The sequence below is a fragment of the Pseudidiomarina atlantica genome, assembly GCF_000753735.1.
GTDB classification, from domain to species: domain Bacteria; phylum Pseudomonadota; class Gammaproteobacteria; order Enterobacterales; family Alteromonadaceae; genus Pseudidiomarina; species Pseudidiomarina atlantica.
In genome coordinates, this window is sequence record NZ_JPIN01000002.1 from 199,158 (window position 1) to 222,130 (window position 22,973).

Annotated in this window: 19 protein-coding genes; 10 read left to right on the plus strand and 9 right to left on the minus strand. The window is 52.0% G+C overall.

What is annotated here, in order from left to right:
• Window positions 1-12 precede the first annotated feature (12 nt).
• From IDAT_RS13540 to IDAT_RS03760, 4 genes are read left to right on the plus strand one after another with little or no spacing between them, the layout of a single operon-like run.
• Window positions 13-720 carry a metalloregulator ArsR/SmtB family transcription factor gene (locus IDAT_RS13540; protein ID WP_034730640.1) on the plus strand — a complete coding sequence of 236 codons (708 nt, stop codon included), beginning with the start codon at window positions 13-15 and terminating at the stop codon, window positions 718-720.
• Window positions 717-1,718 (plus strand): ArsJ-associated glyceraldehyde-3-phosphate dehydrogenase, encoded by a 1,002-nt coding sequence (locus IDAT_RS03750; RefSeq protein WP_034730642.1) that lies wholly within the window; start codon window positions 717-719, stop codon window positions 1,716-1,718. The genes IDAT_RS13540 and IDAT_RS03750 overlap by 4 nt, the downstream gene beginning before the upstream one ends.
• The gene (gene arsJ, locus IDAT_RS03755; RefSeq protein WP_034730645.1) at window positions 1,712-2,944 is read left to right on the plus strand and encodes an organoarsenical effux MFS transporter ArsJ; all 1,233 of its coding nucleotides are present in this window, start codon (window positions 1,712-1,714) and stop codon (window positions 2,942-2,944) included. Before IDAT_RS03750 ends, arsJ begins: the two co-directional genes overlap by 7 nt.
• Window positions 2,944-3,624, plus strand: coding sequence for a hypothetical protein (locus IDAT_RS03760; RefSeq protein ID WP_034730646.1), 681 nt, complete (start codon window positions 2,944-2,946; stop codon window positions 3,622-3,624). Before arsJ ends, IDAT_RS03760 begins: the two co-directional genes overlap by 1 nt.
• Before the next feature lie 9 nt (window positions 3,625-3,633).
• On the opposite strand, the gene IDAT_RS03765 is transcribed toward IDAT_RS03760, so the two are convergent.
• Window positions 3,634-4,344 carry an SIMPL domain-containing protein gene (locus IDAT_RS03765; RefSeq protein ID WP_034730649.1) on the minus strand — a complete coding sequence of 237 codons (711 nt, stop codon included), beginning with the start codon at window positions 4,342-4,344 and terminating at the stop codon, window positions 3,634-3,636.
• A gap of 15 nt (window positions 4,345-4,359) precedes the next feature.
• Window positions 4,360-6,051 carry a sensor domain-containing protein gene (locus IDAT_RS03770; RefSeq protein WP_051986558.1) on the minus strand — a complete coding sequence of 564 codons (1,692 nt, stop codon included), beginning with the start codon at window positions 6,049-6,051 and terminating at the stop codon, window positions 4,360-4,362.
• 114 nt (window positions 6,052-6,165) lie between these two features.
• Between IDAT_RS03770 and IDAT_RS03775 the strand changes: the two genes are divergently transcribed.
• Genes IDAT_RS03775 through IDAT_RS03785 form a run of 3 tightly spaced genes read left to right on the plus strand, consistent with a single transcriptional unit; the run spans window position 6,166 to window position 9,693 of the window.
• Window positions 6,166-7,656 (plus strand): flavin-containing monooxygenase, encoded by a 1,491-nt coding sequence (locus tag IDAT_RS03775; protein ID WP_034730651.1) that lies wholly within the window; start codon window positions 6,166-6,168, stop codon window positions 7,654-7,656.
• Window positions 7,653-8,594 (plus strand): alpha/beta fold hydrolase, encoded by a 942-nt coding sequence (locus tag IDAT_RS03780; protein ID WP_051986559.1) that lies wholly within the window; start codon window positions 7,653-7,655, stop codon window positions 8,592-8,594. The genes IDAT_RS03775 and IDAT_RS03780 overlap by 4 nt, the downstream gene beginning before the upstream one ends.
• A gap of 16 nt (window positions 8,595-8,610) precedes the next feature.
• Window positions 8,611-9,693 (plus strand): SMP-30/gluconolactonase/LRE family protein, encoded by a 1,083-nt coding sequence (locus IDAT_RS03785; RefSeq protein WP_244441599.1) that lies wholly within the window; start codon window positions 8,611-8,613, stop codon window positions 9,691-9,693.
• Here IDAT_RS03785 and mscL read toward each other — a convergent pair.
• Window positions 9,690-10,169 carry a large conductance mechanosensitive channel protein MscL gene (gene mscL / locus IDAT_RS03790; protein ID WP_280113575.1) on the minus strand — a complete coding sequence of 160 codons (480 nt, stop codon included), beginning with the start codon at window positions 10,167-10,169 and terminating at the stop codon, window positions 9,690-9,692. The two genes, IDAT_RS03785 and mscL, sit on opposite strands and share 4 nt — an antisense overlap.
• An 86-nt stretch (window positions 10,170-10,255) precedes the next feature.
• Here mscL and IDAT_RS03795 point away from each other — a divergent pair, with 86 nt between their 5' ends.
• On the plus strand, window positions 10,256-11,380 hold the full coding sequence (locus tag IDAT_RS03795; protein WP_156099475.1) for an alanine racemase: 1,125 nt from the start codon (window positions 10,256-10,258) through the stop codon (window positions 11,378-11,380).
• Here the strand turns inward: IDAT_RS03795 and IDAT_RS03800 are convergent.
• The 5 genes from IDAT_RS03800 to IDAT_RS03820 form a co-directional block, all read right to left on the minus strand.
• Window positions 11,367-11,831 carry a nuclear transport factor 2 family protein gene (locus IDAT_RS03800; RefSeq protein ID WP_034730655.1) on the minus strand — a complete coding sequence of 155 codons (465 nt, stop codon included), beginning with the start codon at window positions 11,829-11,831 and terminating at the stop codon, window positions 11,367-11,369. The two genes, IDAT_RS03795 and IDAT_RS03800, sit on opposite strands and share 14 nt — an antisense overlap.
• Before the next feature lie 8 nt (window positions 11,832-11,839).
• The gene (locus IDAT_RS03805; RefSeq protein WP_034730657.1) at window positions 11,840-12,433 is read right to left on the minus strand and encodes an LOG family protein; all 594 of its coding nucleotides are present in this window, start codon (window positions 12,431-12,433) and stop codon (window positions 11,840-11,842) included.
• Window positions 12,434-12,455: 22 nt separating this feature from the next.
• Entirely contained in the window at window positions 12,456-13,814 is a 1,359-nt protein-coding gene (locus IDAT_RS03810) for a M24 family metallopeptidase (RefSeq protein WP_034730659.1), read from the minus strand.
• 65 nt (window positions 13,815-13,879) lie between these two features.
• Entirely contained in the window at window positions 13,880-15,391 is a 1,512-nt protein-coding gene (locus tag IDAT_RS03815; protein WP_034730661.1) for a cryptochrome/deoxyribodipyrimidine photo-lyase family protein, read from the minus strand.
• Between the two features lie 3 nt (window positions 15,392-15,394).
• The gene (locus tag IDAT_RS03820) at window positions 15,395-16,738 is read right to left on the minus strand and encodes a DASH family cryptochrome (protein WP_051986560.1); all 1,344 of its coding nucleotides are present in this window, start codon (window positions 16,736-16,738) and stop codon (window positions 15,395-15,397) included.
• Window positions 16,739-16,838: 100 nt separating this feature from the next.
• Here IDAT_RS03820 and IDAT_RS03825 point away from each other — a divergent pair, with 100 nt between their 5' ends.
• Both IDAT_RS03825 and IDAT_RS03830 read left to right on the plus strand, forming a co-directional pair.
• Complete coding sequence (locus IDAT_RS03825; RefSeq protein ID WP_034730662.1) at window positions 16,839-18,074, plus strand: APC family permease; 1,236 nt, start codon at window positions 16,839-16,841, stop codon at window positions 18,072-18,074.
• Between the two features lie 111 nt (window positions 18,075-18,185).
• Window positions 18,186-20,834, plus strand: a complete 2,649-nt coding sequence (locus tag IDAT_RS03830) for an EAL domain-containing protein (RefSeq protein WP_051986561.1) — start codon at window positions 18,186-18,188, stop codon at window positions 20,832-20,834.
• A gap of 9 nt (window positions 20,835-20,843) precedes the next feature.
• On the opposite strand, the gene IDAT_RS03835 is transcribed toward IDAT_RS03830, so the two are convergent.
• On the minus strand, window positions 20,844-22,973 hold the full coding sequence (locus IDAT_RS03835; RefSeq protein ID WP_034730665.1) for a TonB-dependent receptor family protein: 2,130 nt from the start codon (window positions 22,971-22,973) through the stop codon (window positions 20,844-20,846).

Here is a 22,973-nt window from a genome sequence, read left to right on the forward strand (position 1 = left end):
CGATTAACGACCATGCACATTCTCTTCGTCTGTACCGCCAACTCAGCCCGCAGCCTCATCGCTGAAGCGCTGCTACAACAACTGGCCGGTGACCGCATGCACGTCAGCAGTGCAGGAACCGAGCCCACCACGGCGCATCCCCGCGCGCTGGCAGCCTTGCAGCGTCGTGGCATCGCTACCGATAACCTGCGCTCGAAATCACTTGATGGTTTGGCGGATACGCAATTTGATTACGTGATTAGCTTGTGTGACCGCGCGCGCAAAGAGTGCCAACCCCTTTTTCGCGGGCAAAACTTTATCAGTTGGGACTTCCCTGACCCGGTGGCAGCAGACACTGACGCGGCCTTTGATAAAACCGTGCATGAGCTGAGCGAACGTATTCGCATGTTTTTGCTGATTCAAGATAAACGCGACACCACCAAGCACCTGTTCAACGCGCCCACGGACTTCTTCAAAGTAATGGCGGATCCGTTGCGCCTACAGATGTTGCTATTGTTGCACCGTGGTGAACTGTGCGTGTGTGACTTGGTCGATGCTACTGGCATGTCGCAACCAAAGGTCTCGCGGCATTTGGCGCAATTGCGTGAATATGGCTTGTTGCTGGACCGTAAAGATTCACGCTGGGTTTATTACCGACTCAACCCAGCCATGCCCGATTGGATGGCGAAAATTATCGCCACCACTGCTGAATACAACCCAATGAAAAGGACGACGTCATGACAATTAAAGTAGGTATTAATGGCTTTGGCCGCATCGGTCGTTTAGCGATGCGCATTGCTGCAGCGCGCGATGATCTCGAAGTGATACAGATCAACGACCCAGGTGGTGATGCCAAAACCTTCGCGCACTTGCTGGAGTTTGATTCGGTGCATGGTCATTGGGATGCAGCTATCAGTGCGGATGATGCAAGTATTACCGTAAACGGCAAAACGATGAGGTTTACTCGCGAGAAAACCATTGAAGACAACGACTGGAGTGCTTGCGATGTAGTACTCGAGGCGTCGGGCAAAATGAAAACAGTGGCGGTATTGCAGGGCTATTTAGAGCAAGGTGTGAAGCGTGTCGTGGTGTCAGCGCCGGTCAAAGAAGCGGGTGCGTTGAACATTACCATGGGCGTGAACGATCATCTGTTTGACCCAGCTCAGCATCGTATTATCACGGCAGCGTCTTGTACCACTAACTGCTTAGCGCCAGTGGTCAAAGTTCTGCATGAACAAATTGGTATCAAGCACGGTTCGATCACTACCATTCATTCAATTACCAATACGCAGAGTATTCTCGACACGCCACACAAGGATTTGCGCCGCGCGCGTGCTTGTGGCGAGAGTTTGATTCCAACTTCAACCGGCTCAGCCACTGCCATTATTGAGATCTTCCCAGAGCTAAAAGGGCGCTTAGATGGTCACGCGGTGCGGGTTCCGCTGGCAAATGCCTCGTTGACCGATTGCGTGTTTGAGCTTGAGCGTGCAACGACGGTGGAAGAAGTGAACGCGCTCTTCAAAGCAGCGGCAGAGCACGAACTGAAAGGTATTTTAGGTTACGAAGAACGCCCACTGGTCTCCATCGATTACCGCACCGACCCACGCTCGAGTATTGTTGATGCGCTGTCGACTCGCGTCGTGAACGGCACCCATGTGAAGGTCTACGCTTGGTACGATAACGAGTGGGGCTACGCTAATCGTGCCACTGAACTCGTTGCCAAGGTGGGGGCATGTTAAGCACGCTGAGCCCGGCAGTGCGCCAGTACTTGATTGTTACTGGTAACTATTGGGCATTCACCCTTACCGATGGTGCGTTGCGCATGCTGGTGGTGTTGCACTTCCATCAGTTGGGATACAGTGCGCTTGAAGTTGCCATGTTGTTTTTGTTTTACGAGTTTTTTGGCGTGGTCACCAACCTCTTCGGTGGGTGGCTAGGCGCGCGCTGGGGGCTCAACCGCACAATGAACATCGGGCTTGGCCTGCAGCTAGTGGCATTAGCGATGTTGTTGGTCCCGGCCAGTTGGTTAACTGTGGTGTGGGTCATGGCCGCCCAAGCATTGTCCGGAATCGCCAAAGATCTCAATAAAATGAGTGCCAAAAGCACGATAAAGCTGTTGGTGTCGGACCAACAGCAAGGCACTCTATACAAGTGGGTGGCGCTGCTGACCGGTTCCAAGAATACCCTCAAAGGCGTCGGCTTTTTCTTGGGTGGCTTGTTATTGACTGTCATTGGCTTTCAGGGCGCGGTTGCGGCAATGCTAGCGATGCTGGCGCTGGTTTGGATACTGAGTCTAGTCACGCTCAAACAAGACACAGGCAAAGCTAAGTTCAAACCCAAATTTCGCGAGATGTTATCGAAAAGCCGTGCGATTAATGTGCTTTCGGCGGCACGTTTCGCGTTGTTTGGCGCTCGCGATGTTTGGTTTGTCGTTGCGTTACCAGTATTCCTAGTCACTCAGCTGCAATGGCAGCAGTGGCAAGTCGGTAGTTTTTTGGCGCTCTGGGTGATCGGTTACGGTATCGTACAGGCTTTCGCACCGCGTTTTACGCGCAGTGCTGTGCTGTCGTTACGCACTCTTACTATGATCTGGGGTACTTTGTTGACGGCAACGCCATTGCTTTTGATCGCTGGCATCGGCAGTGACTGGCCGCTCGACTCTGTCATCATTGCTGGGTTGGCGCTGTTTGGCTTCTGCTTCGCGGTCAACTCATCGTTGCACAGTTACTTAATCGTATCTTATGCACGTGCCGACGGTGTCTCACTGGATGTCGGCTTTTATTACATGGCGAACGCCGCGGGGCGACTGCTCGGAACGGTACTATCGGGGTGGCTCTATCAAACCTATGGCTTGCTCACTTGCCTGCTGGTTTCGGCAATTTTGCTGGTTTGTGCTACTTTGGCTATAGGGCAATTACCGCTGCGGCCGACGGAAAATGCAGCGCATTTACAAGGAAAAGACTGATGAAAATGACTTCTATTCTGACTGCTTGCGCACTGAGTGCGGCTGCACTGCTAGCGCTACCAAGCACGGCAAAAGGTTCTCTGACGATGTTGTCTGAAGGCGAGCGGGTCCGCGCTGAATTTATTGATGGTGATTATCTACGCATGGAGTCTGGTGACCCCGAGCAGGGCTACATGCTGATGCGTGATGGTAAGCTTTATTCTGTAGCTAATCAGGGTGGCATGACCATGGTCATCGACATTGCCGACGCCATGCGCATGATGGGTGATGCAATGGAAGTGCCGCAAGACGATCTCAATAATGAATTTGAGGGCTTTGTTTCGTTAGAGGCAACTGGGCGCACCACCACTGTTGATGGGATTGAGGGCGAGTATTATTTACTCACCACGAAAGAAAATGACGGCACCGAGTCAACTGAAGAAATATTGATGACGGATAACCAAGTGGTCGTCGACTTCAATCTCGCCATGCTCAATATGGTTGAAATTATGCTCGACGCCATGGGTGAGGAACTGCCGGAAGGCTTTGCTCATATGCGCGCCAACACTGTGGAAAAAGGTTTGGGCGTGATGCAGCAAGACAACAATTATGAACTTACCGACATCGACGCTACGGTGCCAGCAGCCGAACGCTTCGTACTGCCAGCTGAACCGATGAAATTGCCAGGTATGGGCGGTTAACTCGCCACTTTAATCCGACAGATAATATTCGACGGTGGACACCACGCGAATATTTTTCAAATGCGGATTGTGCCGATCACGCGCGCTGATGCTGAATTGACCTTGGCTGGCGCGCTTGATTTTACCGAGAGTGCTTTGTGAATCTTCAGCAAATTTCATTGCTACCTCGCGCGCATTTACCGTTGCTTCCTCAATCATTTCAGGTTTAATTTCGTTGAGTCGGGTAAATATATATTCGGGCTGTGAGTTGTAATCATCACCGTTGAGTACGATGCCCTGTTGGCCGAGTTCTGCCATTGAGCTCATGATGAGACGAATGTCTTCGACGGCTTCTGAATACACCGTGATAGTTTGCGTCGCAGTGTAGCGAAACGGACCTGGATCGCCACCACCATAGCGTTGGGCAGATTTATCCACAATCGCCGGCGCAGAAGTGGATATTTCTTCTTCATTGATCCCTTTGAGTAGCAAGAAAGCCACAATTTTCTTATTTGAAGCTTCGATTTCTTGATAAATCGCGTCAAGATCGTTACTTGCGGTGGTGTATTGGATGGGCCAAAGCACGATGTCAGCTAAATATTCACGTTCTGACAGGCCTTTCACTGTGACACTGCGCTCCATTGCGCGCGCCTCAAGAAAACCATTTGCCGCAATACTTGCAGCGGCCACTAAACCGACAATTAGAGATACGCCTAAAATCGTGGCGACGGTATTTCGCATAGCAAATCCTTAATGTTACGCTTCGGGGAGGTGTGGGCTAGGTTTGCCAAACCAATAACCTTGGAATACCTCGCAGCCCATATCTCGTAGACGTCCAAACTGTTCGATAGTTTCAACGCCTTCGGCGATAACGGTTAAATTCATATTGCGCCCCAAGCCAATGATGGTTGCAGCAAGCAAGGCGCCTTTGCCATCGTCGGCGAGGTCGGTAACGAACGCGCGGTCAATTTTTAATTCATCGAGTGGGAAGCGAGTCAGGTAAGCGAGTGAAGCGTAGCCGGTACCGAAATCATCGAGTGATAAACTCAGCCCCAGATCCTTCAGCGCCTGCATTTGCTCGACAATAAAGTCGATATTGCCGGCCATTAGGGATTCAGTGAGCTCCAGCCGCAATTGCGCAGGATCAGCCCCCGCGCGTTGCAAGATGGATTGGGTGCGCTTAACGTAATCGTCGCGGCGAAATTGCACTGCACTGACGTTAATTGATAGGCGCAAATGATGATAACAATTGGCTTTCTGCCAACGCACAATTTGCCAGCAGCATTGCTCAAAGACCCAATCGCCAATGGCGTGAATACTGTGATTGGACTCAGCAATCGGAATGAATTCGTCAGGCGGAATCAGACCCAGGACCGGATGCCGCCAACGCAGCAAGGCTTCGTAACCGACAACATGTTGTTGCACGTCTACTTGCGGCTGAAACTCTAAAAAGAATTGTTCTTTTTCCAAGGCCGTACTCAGCGCTTGTGAAAGCTTAATCCGCCGTTGAATGTTGGCCTCCATCGAGCGATCAAAAAACGCGATGGCAGTTTCTTCGCGTGATTTGGCATGCTTTAAGGCAATGTCCACTTGGCGCAGCAGCTCATGCTGATCCTCACTGCGGTTACCAAACACGGTGATGCCGATTTTCGCTTGCAGGTTATGGGGCTGTTGATCAATCGCAACTGGACGGCGCAGGGCTTGCAGCAGACGTTGCGCCGCTAGCTCTGCTTCGGTTGCGGCCGCGCCAATCGAGTGCTCAAGTGGTTGCAGTAACACCACAAATTCGTCGGCAGCAATGCGCGCCACTATGGATGGCTCGCTAATGTGATGCTGCAACCGCCGTGCGCAGGCAACCAATACTTGATCCCCAGCATCGTAACCGAGGGTATCGTTGATGCCATGAAAGTTATCAATATCGAGCAACAGTAAGGCGCCATATTGATGTTCCAAGCGCAAACCTTGTAATGCACCCTGCAGATGATCAAGCAACAGACGTCGATTTGGCAAGCCGGTCAAGACATCGAAATACGACAGCTTCTGCACTTCGGCTTCGGCGAGATCGAGAGCGCGCATGTCGGCATCCATACAAAACATGATCGGCTCTTCACCGGGTAACTCGACCACGGTATGGCTTGAATAGACCGGCACACTGCTACCGTTTTTGTGTTTTAAGTTGAGACGTCCCGAAGGAATGCCGGTTTTGTTGGCGAACATCCAATCCACTGCGCTACGTACTTCTTCGCGCATTTCGCTTGGGATAATCAAGTCCAGCAGGTTTTTACCTAGCGCTTCAGCAGGGCTGTAGCCGTAGATTTTCTCAGACGCAGCATTCCAGTACACCACCGTGCCATCTGAACGGTAGCCTTGAATCGACATGGCATGCGTTTCGTCGAAGAGTTTACGAAAGCGTGCTTCGCTGAGCTGTTTAGGTTTGACTGCTGGCATAGGTGCCTTAGAAACATCAATTAACAGGATAAGTGTAGAATAAATATGAAAACTTAAGTAATTTTGTCGTTACAGAACATTTCTACATACTAGTACAAATATTAAGCGGCAACTATGAGTGCTTCGCACATTTACCAAGTTTTGATTATCGGCACGGGCTTTGGCGGGCAAAGCGCAGCGATTCAGCTGCGCAAACGCGGCATCGATGACTTCGTTATGCTAGAGCGTCGTGCCTTTATGGGCGGTACTTGGTGCCAGAATAGCTATCCCGGTGCGCAGGTCGATGTGCAATCACCGTTGTACTCGCTCGCCAGTGAACCCTATCCGTGGTCGCAAATGTTCGCGGAGCAGCCCGAGCTTGCTAAGTACACCGAGCAAGTGTTGGCCAAGCATAAGCTGGCGGAAAAAGCGCAATTGAATTGCACCGTGCAGGCACTGGAATGGCTCGAAGTTGCGCAACACTGGCGCGTGCAGACCACTCAAGGAGAGTTTTTAGCGCGCACGGTCATCGCCGCGCAGGGGCCTTTGAGTAATCCTGCTATTCCGGAATTCCCCAATTTTGCTGATTATCAGGGCGTGAGTTTTCACACCAATCAGTGGAACCACGACTTCGCCTATCAGGGTAAAAAAGTGGCGATCATTGGCAGTGGCGCGAGTGCTGCCCAGGTGATTCCGGCCATTGCCGATAAAGTAGGTGAGCTGCATGTGTTTCAGCGCACGCCACATTGGGTGATGCCACGACCTGACCGTAAGTTTGCCCCTTGGTTTCGTCGCTTACTTGGCGTGAAGCCTTTTTATCAAACGCTGCGCAAGCTGATTTACTGGGCTTTGGAATGGCGGGTGCTGGCTTTTAAGTATTCCAAAACCTTGATGAAACTCATCGCTGAGCGCGAAGCCCGTGCGCATCTACGCAAACAGGTACCCGATCCAGAGCTGCGGGCAAAATTGACGCCTGATTACATGATTGGCTGTAAACGCATCATTGTCTCCAATACGCTCTATCCAGCCTTGAGCCGCAACAACGTGACCTTGCATGATCGTCACGATAGTATCGATCACTTCACCACCACCGGCCTCGTCACCAAGCAAGGGCAAGTGCTCGAACTCGACGCGGTGATTTTCTCCACCGGCTTTAAAGCCACCGACGGGGCACTCGGCTTTCAAGTCAAGGGTCGTGATGGGGTGCAGCTTGATGCGGTCTGGGAAGACTATCCTAGGGCTTATTTGGGCACTACTATGCCCGGCTTTCCGAATCTGTTTCTGGTGACTGGACCGAATACCGGTATCGGGCATACTTCGGCAATTTTTGTGATTGAGTCGCAAATGATTTATATCATGCGGCTTATCGAAGAGCTTGCAAAGCGCCATGCTGCAAGCGTTGAAGTCACTGCTGACGCTGAAGCGGAATACACCACCATGATTCATCGTGAAATGGCGAAAACAGTGTGGCAAAGTGGGGGGTGTGACAGTTGGTACAAAAGTAAAAGTGGTAAGGTAACCGCTATGTTTCCCGGCTTTAGCTTTGTGTATCGTTTGCTGGCATGGCGTTTTCGCCCGCAACACCACCGTTTTACTCAAGCTCATCAGCAAGGAGAGCGATCGTGAGAAAATTCGTTTGGGGCTTTGTCATTGTCATTGCGCTACTGTGGGGCGCCACTTGGCATCCCGCTACCGGTCAGTGGGTGTATGATCGAACCCAGGCCCTAGAAGCTTGGGCTTATGGTTTTGAAAAGCAACAAGTTGCGCTCGGTGATATCACCTTGAGCTTGTATCACCGTCCAGCACGTGACGAAACCGCACCGACCCTCGTCTTGTTACATGGCTATACTGCCTCGAAAGAGTTATGGCTGCGCTTCGGCGATGCTATTGGCGATTCCTACCACCTCGTTATTCCCGATTTGGCCGGGCACGGTGAAACCGGCTTTGATCCGCAGTGGAGTTATCGTCCGCAAGCCCAAGCTGAGCGCGTTAAGCGGCTGCTCGACGCGATGCGGGTGGAACAAGCGGTGGTAGGCGGTAATTCGATGGGCGGTCTCATTGCCGCTAACTTTGCGCTCGCTTACCCAGAACGCACCGTTGCCTTAGTGGTGATTGACCCAGCTGGTGTCACCGCCCCAGTTCCCAGTCGCGCGGAAAAATTATTCCGTCAAGGCCAATCACCATTTGAAATCGATAGCTGGCACGACTTCCAAGAGTTCTATGACATGACTATGGCCGAGCCACCTTATGTACCAACTTTTGTGCTTAGGGGTATGGCAGCGCGTTACCAAGAGCATAAAGCGGAGTATATTCAAATTGCCGAGGACTTTCGTAACTTTGATCAGCTTGATGGTCGCCTCGCCGCCATCAGCGTGCCGACCTTGATTATCTGGGGCGGGGCTGATCAGCTATTAGATGTCAGTAGTGCAGCGGTATGGCACGCGCAAGTGCCACAAAACGAACTGATTTTGATGGAAGGCATCGGTCATATGCCAATGGTTGAAAGGCCAGAGCAAACAGCAACAGCAGTGACGAATTTTGTGCAGTCACTACCAAACGAGTAGACGGAGCTTTAATAGGATGTCGAAACGACGCGTGATGAATCGCGGTGCTTTAGCACTTGTAGCAGCTGCTATTGCTTACATGCTGTGGTGGCCGGTGCCGATTGAGCCGCAGCCATGGAATGCACCGCGTGATTTGGGCTATGTGGGAGCTTACCAGCCGAATAGCAAATTAGCCGCCGCAGAGCAGGTTGCGGTACCGACGTCTGAAGGCCCTGAAGACATTGCCATTGATCCGCAAGGACGACCTGTATTTGGGCTGAAAAGTGGCGATATCGTTCGGCAAGAGGCAGACGGCAGCTTTACTACGTTAACCACCACGGGCGGCCGTCCGTTGGGGCTTGAATTCGATGACAACGGTGATTTATGGATTGCCGATGCCTATTTAGGCTTGATGCATTGGTCGGCAGCCAGTGGTTTGCAGTTACTGGTGACCGAGGTGGACGGCACAACGGTGCGCTACGCTGACGATGTTGATATCGCAGCCGACGGTACGGTTTATTTTACCGATGCCTCCACACGCTTCCCGGCGGACGGCATTGGCACTTATGAAGCGAGCTTGCTGGATATTATGGAGCATCGCGGGAATGGCCGCGTGCTGGCGTATGTGCCGAGTACTGGGCAAACCTATACGTTGCTGGGCGGCGTGCATTTTGCTAACGGTGTGGCGGTCAGCCATGATCAGCAATGGGTACTGGTGGCCGAAACCGGTAGCTACCGAATTCTACGCATCGGCATAGGTGCTGCAAATAACGGCGAAATCGAAACCATAGTGCACAATCTTCCCGGCTTCCCCGATAACGTGAATGATGCGCCAGACGGTCGCTTTTGGGTGGGACTCGTGAGCCCACGCAGTGGCGCATTAGATACGCTGTCAAACTACCCGTTCGTGCGCAAAATGGTGCAACGCTTACCCAGTTTTATGCGCCCACAAGCAAAGCCATATGGGCATTTAATTGCGATTGATATCGAGGGCAACGTGATCGAAAGCTTACAAGCTCCGAATGGCGAATTTGCTTTTGTGACAGGGGCTGCTGAATTCGAGCATCAGCTTTATATCAGCAGCCTCCACGAAACCGCGTTTGCAGTACTTAAGCGTTAACTCGGTTCGGATTTGAGATCGACTTGCAGTTGTGAGGTGCAGCTCGGGCAACGTGTGGCCTTGAGTGGAATTGCCGAGAAGCAAAATTCACAAGTTTTGGTCGTCACTGGCGCCGGCTCTTCTTTGGCTTTGAGGCTATTCATCGCTTTGACTAGCCAGAATACGGCAAAGGCGACAATAATAAAGCTAATGGTGTTGGTGATGAAAAGACCATAGTTGACGGTCACCGCACCCGCCGCTTGGGCATCAGCTAGGGTCGCATAAGGGCCGAGCTTTTCGGTGCCAGCGCGCAATACCACAAACATGTCGGTGAAATCGACGCCACCAAGCAGTAACCCGATAGGAGGCATGATGATATCAGCGACAAAACTCTTGACGATGGTGCTAAAGGCGCCGCCAATGATAATACCAACGGCCATATCAACCACGTTGCCTTTCATGGCAAACTTTTTAAATTCGTTTAACATAGTTGTCATCTCGGATTACGCCGCTTCCCCCATGGTTGCGTGCGCTAACTATACTTATAGTCTTAAATCAGTCGTTTACAAAGCGGAATTCTGTCATGGCTAGTTTTTCTGAACTCACCACCCCGTACTTATTACTGGATCCCGTTGTGATGCAGCGCAATATCGACTTTTTGCAACAGCGTATGGAAAAGCTTGGCGTACAACTACGACCGCATGTCAAAACCGCGAAGTCGTTGCAAGTTGCGCAACGGATTTTTAACGGTGGCCACGGACCTATTACCGTTTCGACCTTGAAAGAGGCAGAATATTTCGCCGAGCATGGTTACACCGATATCACCTACGCCGTGGGCATTAGTCCCGACAAGCTGGCGCGAGTAGCGCGCTTGAACCGCGCCGATGTCACCGTGCGAGTATTGCTCGACAGCGTTACCCAAGCTGAACAAGTGATGGCCTGGGCGGTGCGGGAACAGGTAAAAATCCCTGTGCTGATTGAAATTGATTGTGATGGTGAGCGTGCAGGACTCCGCGAAAATGACCCTAAAATCGTCGAAATTGCAAAAATTTTGGCGAAAAACGACCTATTTTCTGGAATGTTAATGCATGCGGGTGGTTCCTATCACTGTCCGTCGAAAGCCGCGAAAGAAGCCGCTGCTGAACACGAACGGGCAACGGCTGTGGCGGTACGCGATCGCCTTCAAGCCGCGGGTCTTGAGTGTCCGATCGTCAGTGTGGGATCAACCCCCACTGCCTACTTTGCTAAAGACCTTAGCGGTGTGACAGAGGTGCGCGCTGGGGTTTATGTGTTCCAAGACTTGGTGATGGCGGGTATTCACGTCTGTCAGCTCAAAGATATTGCCATCAGTGTGGTAGCAACAGTGATTGGCCATCGTCCCGATAAAGGCTGGATCATGACCGATGCTGGGTGGATGGCGTTATCTCGCGACCGTGGCACCGCTAACCAAGAAATTGATCAGGGCTATGGCGTGGTGTGCGCAATGGACGGCACCCCTTATAGTGACCTTATCGTCACCAGCACCAGCCAAGAGCATGGCATTGTGGCGCTGCGCAAAGGGAGTAAGGCGAAGCTGCCGCAACTTGAAGTCGGCAGCAAAGTGCGGATTCTACCCAACCATGCGTGCGCCACGGCCAGCCAGTTCGACGGCTACGTGGTTCCCGACGCCGACCAACTCGCCTTTTGGCCACGCATTAACGGTTGGTAGCTGCGGTGCGCGTCGCATTCCAGTTGACCGCTTGCCAACCGTCGCGTCGCTCCACTAACACACCAGTGTTAAGAAAGGTCTCACGACTGGCATCGGCGGTGCTGGTCGCGACCAAGGTGAAATTGACGATAACCGCGTCGCCAAATGATTTGAGTTCGATGTCTTCAGCGGTATACCAAGCACTGACTTGTTCATCGGCGATGCGGACGGCATCGGTCATGCCTGCCATGAGTTGCTCTTTGCCGAAGCGCGTGCCGCTAGAGCTGGTATAAGTGAGTTCTGGCGCCCAGAACTTGTCATGTGCTTGAACGTCGTTCACTGAGGCGCCGTAAAGGAACGCTTCGACGGCGGCGATCACCCGCTCACGCTGCTCGGCGCTGATGGGCACTGCTTCTTGTGCCGTTAGTGTTGCAGAAAACAGTAAAACGGCAGCCAGTATCAAAGTACGCATAACTTCTCCTAGGTTTCGCTAGCGGTAATCCATTTCGGTTGCTGTGGCGCTTCGTAGTCACGCATAAGTTGCAACAGCGCGGCCGGCTCGTCGTGACTGAGCAATAAGTGGCGATGCTCATCACGGATAAAGCCTTGCGAAATAGCGCCGTCAATAAAGTTGAGAATGCCATCGTAATAGCCGTCCACATTCAATACGGCGCAGCTCTTGCGGTGGAATCCTAGTTGCGCCCACGTCAGCATTTCGAAGAGCTCTTCGAGGGTGCCCATACCGCCAGGCATGGCGATAAAACCATCGGCGAGCTCTGCCATTTTGGCTTTGCGGGCATGCATGGAGGCCACCACATGTAACTCGGTCAAATCGTTGTGCGCGAGTTCTTTGTCAACCAGCGCTTGTGGAATAACACCAATGGCTTTACCGCCACGGGCAAGCACCTGATCGGCAATTACGCCCATTAAGCCGACGCTCGAGCCACCGTAAACCAAGGTAATACCAGCGTCAGCAAGCGCGTTGCCAAGGGCAACCGCGGCGTCTTTGTAAACCGGACTGAAGCCATTGTTGGAGCCACAATAGACACACAACGATTGAAATTCTTGAGTCATACTAGATCCTTCACAAGTCGAATTAACGAATCACATGCCATTGCGTTTGACGCCCCGCCAAATAATGCACGGTCTCACCATCAAAATAAGCACTCTGCTCGAGCATGATTTGCACATTTTGGTTATCCCATAATTTCACCGGCACCTTCACATTTCCTTCAATCGCATAGGCGGTATTCGGGTACAGCGGCCAGTCACCGCGAATCGGGGTAGGACCTTGATTGTCCCACATGCCAATTGTGGGACCTGGTGCGTGTCCATAAAACCCCAGTGGGTGGGTGTAAGTACTGCTGTTGAGTTGAGACGCTTCACTGGCGGCTATGGTATTGGCGAGCACGTCATTGCCCGAGCGGCCGCTACTAAAATTGCCAGTGAGTTGGTCTTGCCATTGATTCCCTTTGCCCAATGCAACCACCAGTTCATCGGGGACTTCAGTCGCATTCAGCGGCAGTACATAAGCCATCTCCTGCGTGTCGGTGCAGAGTTTTAAGTAACAAATTCCGACGTCTGTGTGTAGTACATCGCCGCGCTGAATTGTATGCCCGCTTTGTCCACAGAAGGCTTGTTCATCGGCACAATTAAAGCCTTGGCGTTGCAGCGTGACATACGGCATGAACCAGATTGGCAACTGCAGTTCGGCAAAGCGATTACGAATATACCAAGCGACCTCATCGGTAGTGGTCACACCCGGCGTGATGACTTGGTTACTAAAAGCCTCGGCAATGACGGCACGGGCCAAGCTTACCACCTGTGGATAGACTTCGAGTTCGGCGGCAGAACGCGTTTCGACCCAACGAATGACTAAGTCTTCGGCACTGACTAAACGCTGCTCAAGTGACTCTGGTAAGACTTCCAGCAGGCGTTGGTGGAGTCCTTCAGTTAACCCGTCTGCGACTGGCCAGTCGCGCGAGACGTTAATGCCGATGTTGCGTGGATCTTTATTGGTAATGAGTTCGCCCAGCGCTTGCCATTGGTCGTCGAGATTGCCGCCGGCCCAAGCTGACTCGTAAGGTTTGCCAAGTGGATAGCGATTGACCGATAAGCGCTCAACGGTGCCATCGTCATTGCGTACAAAGACCAGCATAGTGGTGCGGCGTGCGGCAAAAGTTGGCTGTGGTACTAAGGTGAAGTAAACAGGGTCTTCGGCGTATTCGCGGTTGATCACCAGCCACATGTCGAGCTCAGTCGCTGCCATTAATTCCGGCAACAAGCTTTCCAGTCGGTCGTTCAACAGCCGATTCTCGGTGGCGGCACGCGCTTGAAAATCAAGCACTGCCAACTTATCGGCAGTTTCAAACACACGGCCTTGACTGAAGTCTGCAGCAGCGGTGTTACTGATGAGCAACCAAGCAACGAGGAATAAGCGTGGCACTAGAGACATTTCGAGTTCCTTGCGAAAGCTAACGAGTGTCTTGATAGTAAACAGCTTTTCGTGACAGGTGCAATCTACTTCTGCGTGCTTTGCGATGATCGTCGCGGTCGTGCCGACGGACGTACATGGCGAGCGAGAATGCGTTTACCCTCTTGTTTAACGGTATCTTGTTTGCGATAACTCCAGAGCAAATCACGCGCCCGCTTACCCGCACTGGTGAGATCGATAATGGGTTTGGGGTAATCTACGCCTAATTTGCAGGCATAGAGTTGCTGTTCCATCGCACTTAATTGCCAGGGTTGATGGATAAGCTCATTCGGGACTTGGTTTAGCTCCGGACACCATTGACGAATAAATACGCCGTCGGGGTCGTGCTCCTCGCTTTGCTTGACCGGATTGTACATGCGGATGGTGTTGGTGCCAGTTACGCCGGCCTGCATTTGAAATTGTGGATAATGAATGCCTGGCTCGAAATCTAAAAACAGTCGTGCTAAATGGTGTACACCTAAGCGCCAGTCAATGAGTAGGTGATGGCATAAAAAACTCACTAACATTGCGCGCATACGAAAGTTAATGTAGCCCGTCTCATGCAAGCACCGCATGCAAGCATCCACCAAAGGATACCCTGTGTGGCCGCTTTGCCAAGCATGTAAGTGCTCGCTCACTTGGTCGTCATCACGATAAGGAAAGTCGATATAGGCGCGGTTAACAGGTTGCCATTCCATCCGGTGTTCGCTTTCGAATTTCTGTATAAAATGGCAATGCCAATGCAGACGCGAAACGAGCGCGCGCAATGACATACGCCAACCCGGGGTTTGCCAATGCTTGAGCACTTTCTGATAAAACTCGCGCAAGCTGATGTTGCCCCATGCCAAATAAGGTGACATGCGCGAGCAAGCATCGCGACTGGCGGCCGGCTTCGAGATAGCATAGCGATAGTCTTTACCGCGACCTTCGAAGAAGCTTTCCAACGTCTGATGGGCGGCGAACAATCCGCCCGCTTGCATGTGTGGATGCTCGGTGCGCCATGTTTGTGGTAGTCGCTCGCGCTCATCAAGTTGCGCTAGCCAGTCAGCGCGCCACGTCTGCGCTTGCTCCCAATCGGGGCGTGCCAGTGGTGCGCGCATGGTCTGTTGCCAAGCCTCGTCCCATTGTTGCCGCGAAGTTTTACCGCGCTGTACCGCACCGGTTGGCGTTTCGTGCCAAGGGATATCCTGTGCGCAACACCACTGCTGAACTTGTAAGTCGCGCTCGAAAGTACGTTTGATGCCAATTTCTTCGTGGCTATAGAGTGCCGCGATGGGCGTTTGTTGCTGCAACTGCTGCAGTTTCTCAAAGGGTGCACCATATTGAATCAGGAGCGGCAGCTCAACCCGATGCTTTAACCCTTGCTCGAGAGCCATTAAGCTTTGCCAGACGAAGCGCCAGTGACGTTCGTCATAGTGCGGATCAGCGACTAACTCAGGCTCAAAGCAATACCACAGCAACACGCGGTGGCCGCTGGCGATAGCGCGCTGCAGTGGCTCGTGATCGCGGAGCCGCAAGTCACGCTTCAACCAAACGATGGCAATCGGTTGCGCAGTCACTACTTACTCGCTAATCGGCCAGTCTGCAGCATCGACCCAATCGGTCGGCGTACTGACGTTGCCGTGCCAGCGCTCAATGAATTCATGCTTGGCATCATACTGGCGCGTTTGTTTATCGAGGTCAAAGCGTCGATGGCCGCGCGGATCAGCGCCGACCCCAGCTAAATATTGCCAATTACCCCAGTTGGAAGCGACATCATAGTCAATCAATTGTTGCTCAAAGAAGGCTGCGCCGTAACGCCAGTCCAATTGCAGTTCGTGCACAAAACAACTGGCAACCAGCTGTCGCCCACGGTTGGACATGTACCCTATCGCATTGAGCTGATTCATGCAGGCGTTGACGATAGGGTGCGCGGTGGTGCCGCTGCACCATTGTTGCCATCGGGAGCCATAGAAACTAGTTTGTGGGCGCTGTCGCTTTATCCCGGCAAAGGCATACAAGCGCTGGCCGTGCCGTTGTGCATACCAATGAAAGTATTCGCGCCAAAGCAACTCAAAAAAGATCCAGTAAGTACTCTCATTGCTGCCATGTGCTGCTTCGTATTGCAGCAGTTGCTGATGCAAGCGGCGCACGCTCAGTGACCCGTCCGCCAGCCAAGGTGAGAACTTGGTTGATGCAGGCCAATCATCCAAGGCGTTACGGGTTTCTTTATAGGTGTGAGCGGCACCGCTCGTAAAGTAATCGGTGACGTGTTGTTCCGCCGCACGGCTGCCGCCCTGAAAGTATTCATGGGCAGGCGCTTCAATCGGCGGCAACGCATGTTTGCGCTCAGCGAACAAGGCATTAGCGCTGGCCGGCAGTGGTGGCAACTGCCGCGGCGCTGGTACGGGCGCGGGGATTTGCCCACGCAAATCCTGTTTTTCAATTTGCCGGCGAAACTTTGAAAACGTATCGGGTAGATCATTTAAGCCAAACGGTAATTGCGCAGCCTCCCACAGCGTTGCTGTGGTCAGCTGTTGATGTTGGATAAACGGGTAACGCTGCCGCAATAAGCGTGCATAGCTTTGCTCATAAAAGCCCGCGTGTTGACTGCTGTAAATAACCTCGATGCCACAGCGCGTAATCAGCTCTGGAATCGCCTGCAACGGTGATTGATAAACCACCAATAGATCTTGCCCAAGCTGTCGCAACTGTTGCTTGAGGTCGGTTAAGGCCGCAGCGCGAAAGCGCCAACGTGCTGCGCCCATACTGCGCAAGCCATAGCGATTCGGCTGAAACCACTTAGGGTTCACACAGTAAACAAATAGGAGCTGTTGACACTCTGCGGTGGCTTTCTCCACCAGGGCGTTATCGTCTAAGCGAATGTCATCCTGCAGCCATACTAATCCACTACGATAAGTCATCATGAAAGCGATCGATTCCAAATTAAAACAAGTATCGAGTAATACGCTACAATCCCCATTATCGATTAACGAATAACGAATAACGAATAACGAGGACCTTAACATGCAGCAATTGCAGCGCGACACCTCGCTGGCTGGAGCCATGCTACTTGGCCTAGGATCTATTATCGGCACTGGAGCCTTTGTCAGTATCGGCTTTGGCTATGACCTAGCCGGTGAGTACTTGCTCTATGCCTTGTTGCTTGCTGCTTTTGTTGCACTCTGTAATGGCCTCTCCAGTGCCCAGCTGGCGGCGGTGCATCCGGTGAGTGGTGGTACCTATGAGTATGGCTACGAGTTCCTCAATCACGACTTAGGTTTTATTGCCGGCTGGTTTTTCGTCTGCGCCAAAAGCGCATCGGCCGCTGCCGCAGCGCTTGGTAGCGCTTGGTTGCTTAACCACTACCTGCAATGGCCGCCGTTGTATGTCACCTTGCTCGCAATCGTTTTGTTGCTGTTGATAACTGTATTAGTGCTGGCCGGACTCAAACGCTCCAACCAAGTGAATGCGGTGCTGGTGAGCTGTGCCATTTTGAGCTTGTTGTTGTTTGTCGGCTGGGCGTGGCAACAGCCGCCAGCAATGGCGCCGGAACTCAGCCGTGCGCCCACCGAGTTAAGCGATGTTTTCGCGGCAGCGGCGTTGCTATTTGTGGCCTACACCGGATATGGCCGCATCGCCACTATGGGGGAGGAAATCCGTGACCCCCGCCGGAATATTCCACGCGCCATTGTCGCGACCATGATTGTGGTGACGCTGCTATATGCGTTGATTGGCATTACGTTAGTCAAGCTGGCGCCGCTCACAATCGGTGGTGATTTTATTCTTACTAAACTGATGCCAGCAGGCATTTATCATGATCTAGTGATGATTGGCGCCCTGCTTGCGATGCTCGGCGTGACGCTCAATCTAGTGCTCGGTGTCTCCCGCGTGGTGTTGGCCATGGCGCGTCGAAATGACCTGCCGCGAGGCTGGGCCAGCCTCAACGTGGGGCAAACGTCAGCACCTGCGGCAACTATCGCCACCGCAGCAGTGATGATGCTCATTGCGGCATTCGGTGGCATTAAATTGGCGTGGACCTTTAGCGCGTTTACCGTGTTGATTTACTATAGCATCACCAATCTCGCCGCACTTAAGGTTCGTTCCGAGCAACGCTTCATTGCCAAGTTTTGGTCTGTGCTGGGGCTTATCGGTTGTTTAGGACTGGCTTTTATGGTCGACGTGAACACCATCTTTGTCGGTAGTCTTCTGCTGCTTGCAGGCCTTGTTTGGCACCGCTATCGCCTGAGTCGGCGCGGGTAAGTAAAAGTTTCGATTGAAACTGAAGCAAACATTGTCAATACTCGGTGAAATCTCAACAAACTTGCGAAGTATTCGTACAGGCCGTTGTTCCAATGGAGTAAAGGATTGTCGATGAATGAGCTTGACTGGCAAGACCAAATTCTAGTGTTAGGACTTGTCCTAGCGCTAATTTTGTTTGCCATCACTTGGTGGATAGGTCATCTCGAACGACTACGGCTCGCGCAATTGGTTTCAGCCAAATTCAAAACTCTCGCCTCGCTCGCACAGAACAAATCACTTGAACAAAAACTTGAGGATATTTGTGGGCTTATCGAAAGTCAGGTCAATGACTCGTTGTGCTCGGTGATGTTAGTGGACTCTAGTAAACGACAACTGAATGCCGCAAGCGCGATTAGCTTACCAGAAGACTTTATCCTTGCCTTGCAAGGCTTGCCCATTGCTGACGGTGTCGGAGCCTGCGGCACTGCCGCTTATCGGAAGGTTCCGGTTATTGCAGCAGATATGTCGATTGATTCACGTTTTGATGCGTTTCGTAAACTCATCGATGAATACGAACTCAAAGCATGTTGGTCGTTTCCTGTCATTTCTCCGGTGAGCAAATCGGTCATTGGTACTTTTGCCGTGTACTTTCGTCGCAAACGCAAACCTAATTTGCGCGAATTAGATTTGTTGCAGCGCAGTCGTGACCTCGTGGCGTTGGTGATCACACAGCATCAAGACCGGGTACAGCGAGAGCGCAGCGAGCAGCACAGTCGCTCATTGTTTAGCTACAACCCGGATGCAGTGTTCACGCTCGATCTTGACGGTAATTTCAAAAGTCTAAACCGCGCCGGTACTGACTTGATTGGCTTTACTGAACTGGAAGTCTTGGGGCAACATTATGAAGTCGTGGTGCCAGAAGAGTATCGTGAGCAAACGCGAGCGCACTTCGAAGCGGCAAAGCAGGGTAAGCCGCAACGCTATGAAATAAAAATTGTGAATCGCGGCGGTGAGCTGCACGACCTCGACATCACCAATATGCCGATCATCATTAATGGCGAGATTACAGGGGTGCACGGCATCGCCAAAGATATGACTGTTGCCCGCCGCAATGAATCACAATTGTTACTGCTGCAGCGCAGTGTAGAATCGAGCACCAACGGTGTAGTGATTGCCGACGCCAACCAATCTCACTATCCGGTCATCTATTCGAATCCAGCTTTTCAAGAAATCACTGGTTACAGCGAAGCTGAAATCATCGGGCGGAGTTGTAGCCTTTTGCAAGGCGCCGACACCGACCCAGAGACAGTGCAGCAAATCCGTGATGCTTTGCATCAACGCTCCGAAGTGCGCGTCAATATTCTCAACTACCGCAAAGATGGTTCCCCTTTTTGGAACGATTTGCTGATATCACCGGTGCGTGATGGCGAGCGCGTGACCCATTTCATTGGGTTACAAAGTGATGTGACTGAGCGTGTATTCCGCGAAGAAAAACTTGAGTTTTTGGCTCAACACGACGTACTTACCCACCTACCGAATCGCAACGCGATTGAGAAATGCTTGGCGCGTTTAGTGACGCAGCCAGATACCCAAGTAGCTGTATTGTTTATCGATCTTGACGGTTTTAAACCGGTGAACGATAGTCTTGGACACGCGGTCGGTGACCGTATTCTTGAAGAAACAGCTGAGCGCTTGCAAAGTCAGATCGCGCCGCACGATTTACTGGGTCGCTTTGGCGGCGATGAGTTTGTGGCTATTGTGCATACGCAGAAGGCCGAGCACGAAGTGGTGCAACTTGCCCACAATCTACTTGCCCAATTTAATACACCTTTTCATTTTGAAGATCTTGAGGTGTCGCTATCGGCAACCATTGGCATTGCGGATAACTCCGAGCCGCTACAACATCCCCTCGAGTTGATTCAACGGGCGGATGTCGCCATGTATGAAGCCAAGCGCCGTGGTGGCAGTTCTTATCATTGGTATAGCAGTGACCTTGATGCGGGAATGCAATCGCAAGTGGAATTGCGCACCCAATTACAAGAGGCCATCCAACAACAGCAATTTGAGTTGTTCTATCAACCTATTGTCGATGGCGCCGGACATCCGGTTGGGGTCGAAGCCTTGGTGCGCTGGAAGCATCCGCAGCGCGGTTATATTTCACCGGGAGATTTTATCCCGCTGGCCGAGGCGACAGGACAGATTATTGCCATTGCCGATTGGGTGTTTGAGCAGGCGTGTAAAGACACTCCGACGCTTTTAGCTGCCGGCATTGAGAGTGTCAGTATTAACTTTTCGCCGCTACAGTTTTACCGCGATGATCTGTTAGAGAATATTGAACATGCGCTGCAGCGTTATGGCGTGAAACCGCAAGCCTTGGTGGTCGAAATCACCGAGAATGTGTTTATGCGTGACAGCCAACACATGATTCAAATGTTGCATCGGCTGCGTAAATTAGGCTTGTCGATCGCCATTGATGACTTTGGTACCGGTTTCGCGAGCTTGAGCTATTTGAACCAGTTGCCGGTGGACAGCTTAAAGATTGATCAGAGTTTTATTCGAGGTATTGAGCAAGCGCGGCGTAATTCGGCGATTGCGCGTGGGGTACTTACCATTGCCCAAGAGCTTGGCGTAAAAACCATTGCTGAAGGGGTCGAAACAGAAGCCGAGCGTGACTACCTCATTCAACACAACTGCAGTCAAATGCAGGGTTTTTTGTTCTGTCGGCCGCAGCCCCTAGCAGCCACTTTGCAGTGGCTGCAGGAGCAACAGATCAAGATTTAAGTTGAGCGTTTAGAAGCGATAGTCAAAGCCGACAGAAATATTCTGCGGTTTGTTGGGGCGCGCACCGTATGGCAAACGACCGATGATGACTTGCTCATCGAGCAAGTTTTCCACCTTCAAAAACACTGTCGTTTGCTTCGTCAGCGGATAACGGCTGATAAAGTCGACAGTCGTTAGTGCTTCGGTGTAAGCATAAGGGCTAGTATCGTTTTGGCAGCCCACACTCACACAGGTCTCATCCATATATTTGATAACCAAGTGTTGATTCCAACCACTGTCATGTAACAAGCCAATTTGCGCGCTCATCACGTGCTCAGGAATGGCGGCTAACACATCGCCATCTGCTACGCCGGTGACTGCATTGTCGGCACTGATCTCAGCGCTAGTGTAGGTGTAGTTAAATGCTACCGGAATTTCAAATGCACCGTGCTGCCAAGTGTTACCTAATTGCAGCTCTAAACCTTGTACCAAGGCTTCGCCAGTGACAAAGCTACCTGAGGTGGCGCCGTTGCTACATGGGCTCGCCACTGAACACAGCTCAGCTTGGTTATCGAAATCACTACGGAAGGCAATAGCTTCAGCAAACCATGCATTGTCGCTGTAACGCAGGCCAGCTTCAAAGTTGACGCTAGTTTCCGGTTCGTCGTTGGCAGTTGCACCGCCACCGAGCGGCGAGAAGCCACGATGTACACCAGCGAGGACTTGTAAGTTGTTATTGACCGCATAGGTGAAGGATACACCAGGCAGCCATTCTTCGGCTGCGCTACTGCGGAAACTTGGGCTGTCGCTGCGCTCTGGTGTGGCAAACTGTCGACGATAGGTTTCGGCGTCCTCATAACGTAACACCGCGTTCACCGCTAGGCGGTCGGTCATTTGCCACAAATCGGCAAGCCAGAACGCTTGTGCGTCGGCACCTTCTAGGCGGTTATCGCCGCCAGTTGGTGCAATGGTCGACTGATAAACGAGGCTACCATTGACTTGGTCATACACGTCCACCGGTTGGTAGCGGTCCATGGTATCGCTGTGATCGCGGACACCAAATTCCAGTTCATGGTCACCAAGGTCGGCAAACAACCGCGCTTCTATACCGTAAGATTCATAGGCACGGTTGTTATTTTTGTATTCCAACCCAGCGTAATCTTGACTGCCATTGAGCACCGCAATGGCATCGGCATCACCGGCGTTGGCGGCGGCAATCAAGCTGCTCGGGCTGCCTTTAAACCAGTTGCGTTTGTAATCATTGCGATAGGCTACAGCGGTTAAACGCCACAGTGCGTTAATGTCGAGTTCGTAGGTGAGTGAGTAACCATTGTGCTGGTTATCCATCTGGTCAATCGACGTCAATCCATAACGACGGTTAGGGTCACGATTAAAGTCTGCATCGGTTAAGCCAGCATAGGTTTCGTTGGAAATCTGCTCAGAGTACTGGGCCTTCGCGGTCAAGCTTTGGTTGGCGCCAGTCCAACGCAGTTTTACCAGGTAGTCCTGAATATCGTAACCAGCATCACGATTGCTGCGATCAATGGTTTTGAAACCATCTGAATCACGCTGGACAGTATCAATTAACCAGCCAAACGCGCCTTCGGTACCGCCATAGTACGCATGAATGTCACGACTGTTATTTTCACCCAAACGTAAGGTCACCTGTCCCTGCCGTTCTTGTGGAATTGGCGTGGTGACTAAATTCACGACACCACCAGTAGTTTGTGGGCCGTAGCGCAACAGCGGTGCGCCTTTGAGTACTTCAACGCTGTGCATGCGATAGGCTTCAGGGAAGTAGTATGCGGCAGGGTTAGAGTATGGCGCTGGCGCGATCATTACACCGTCGACCATTAAAGTAACTTTACTGCTACGTTCACCGCTGGCGGCGCGAATACCAATGTTTGGGCGCAGACCCTCGCCGTCTTCCTCACGCACATAGACGCCAGGTACGGTTTTCATCAATTGGTTGATATCGGTCTGCACTTCAACATTGAGTTGCTCTGGCGCGATCACCGAACCTGAACCTGCGACGGTCTTTGCATCTTCTTTCGAACCGATAATTTCGATGACTTCATCGGCTTGGGTGGTTGGTTCAGCAAGAGCTGAGGTGCTAACCGCGGCGAGTGCAATCGCCATAGCAACTTTTGAATAACGCAT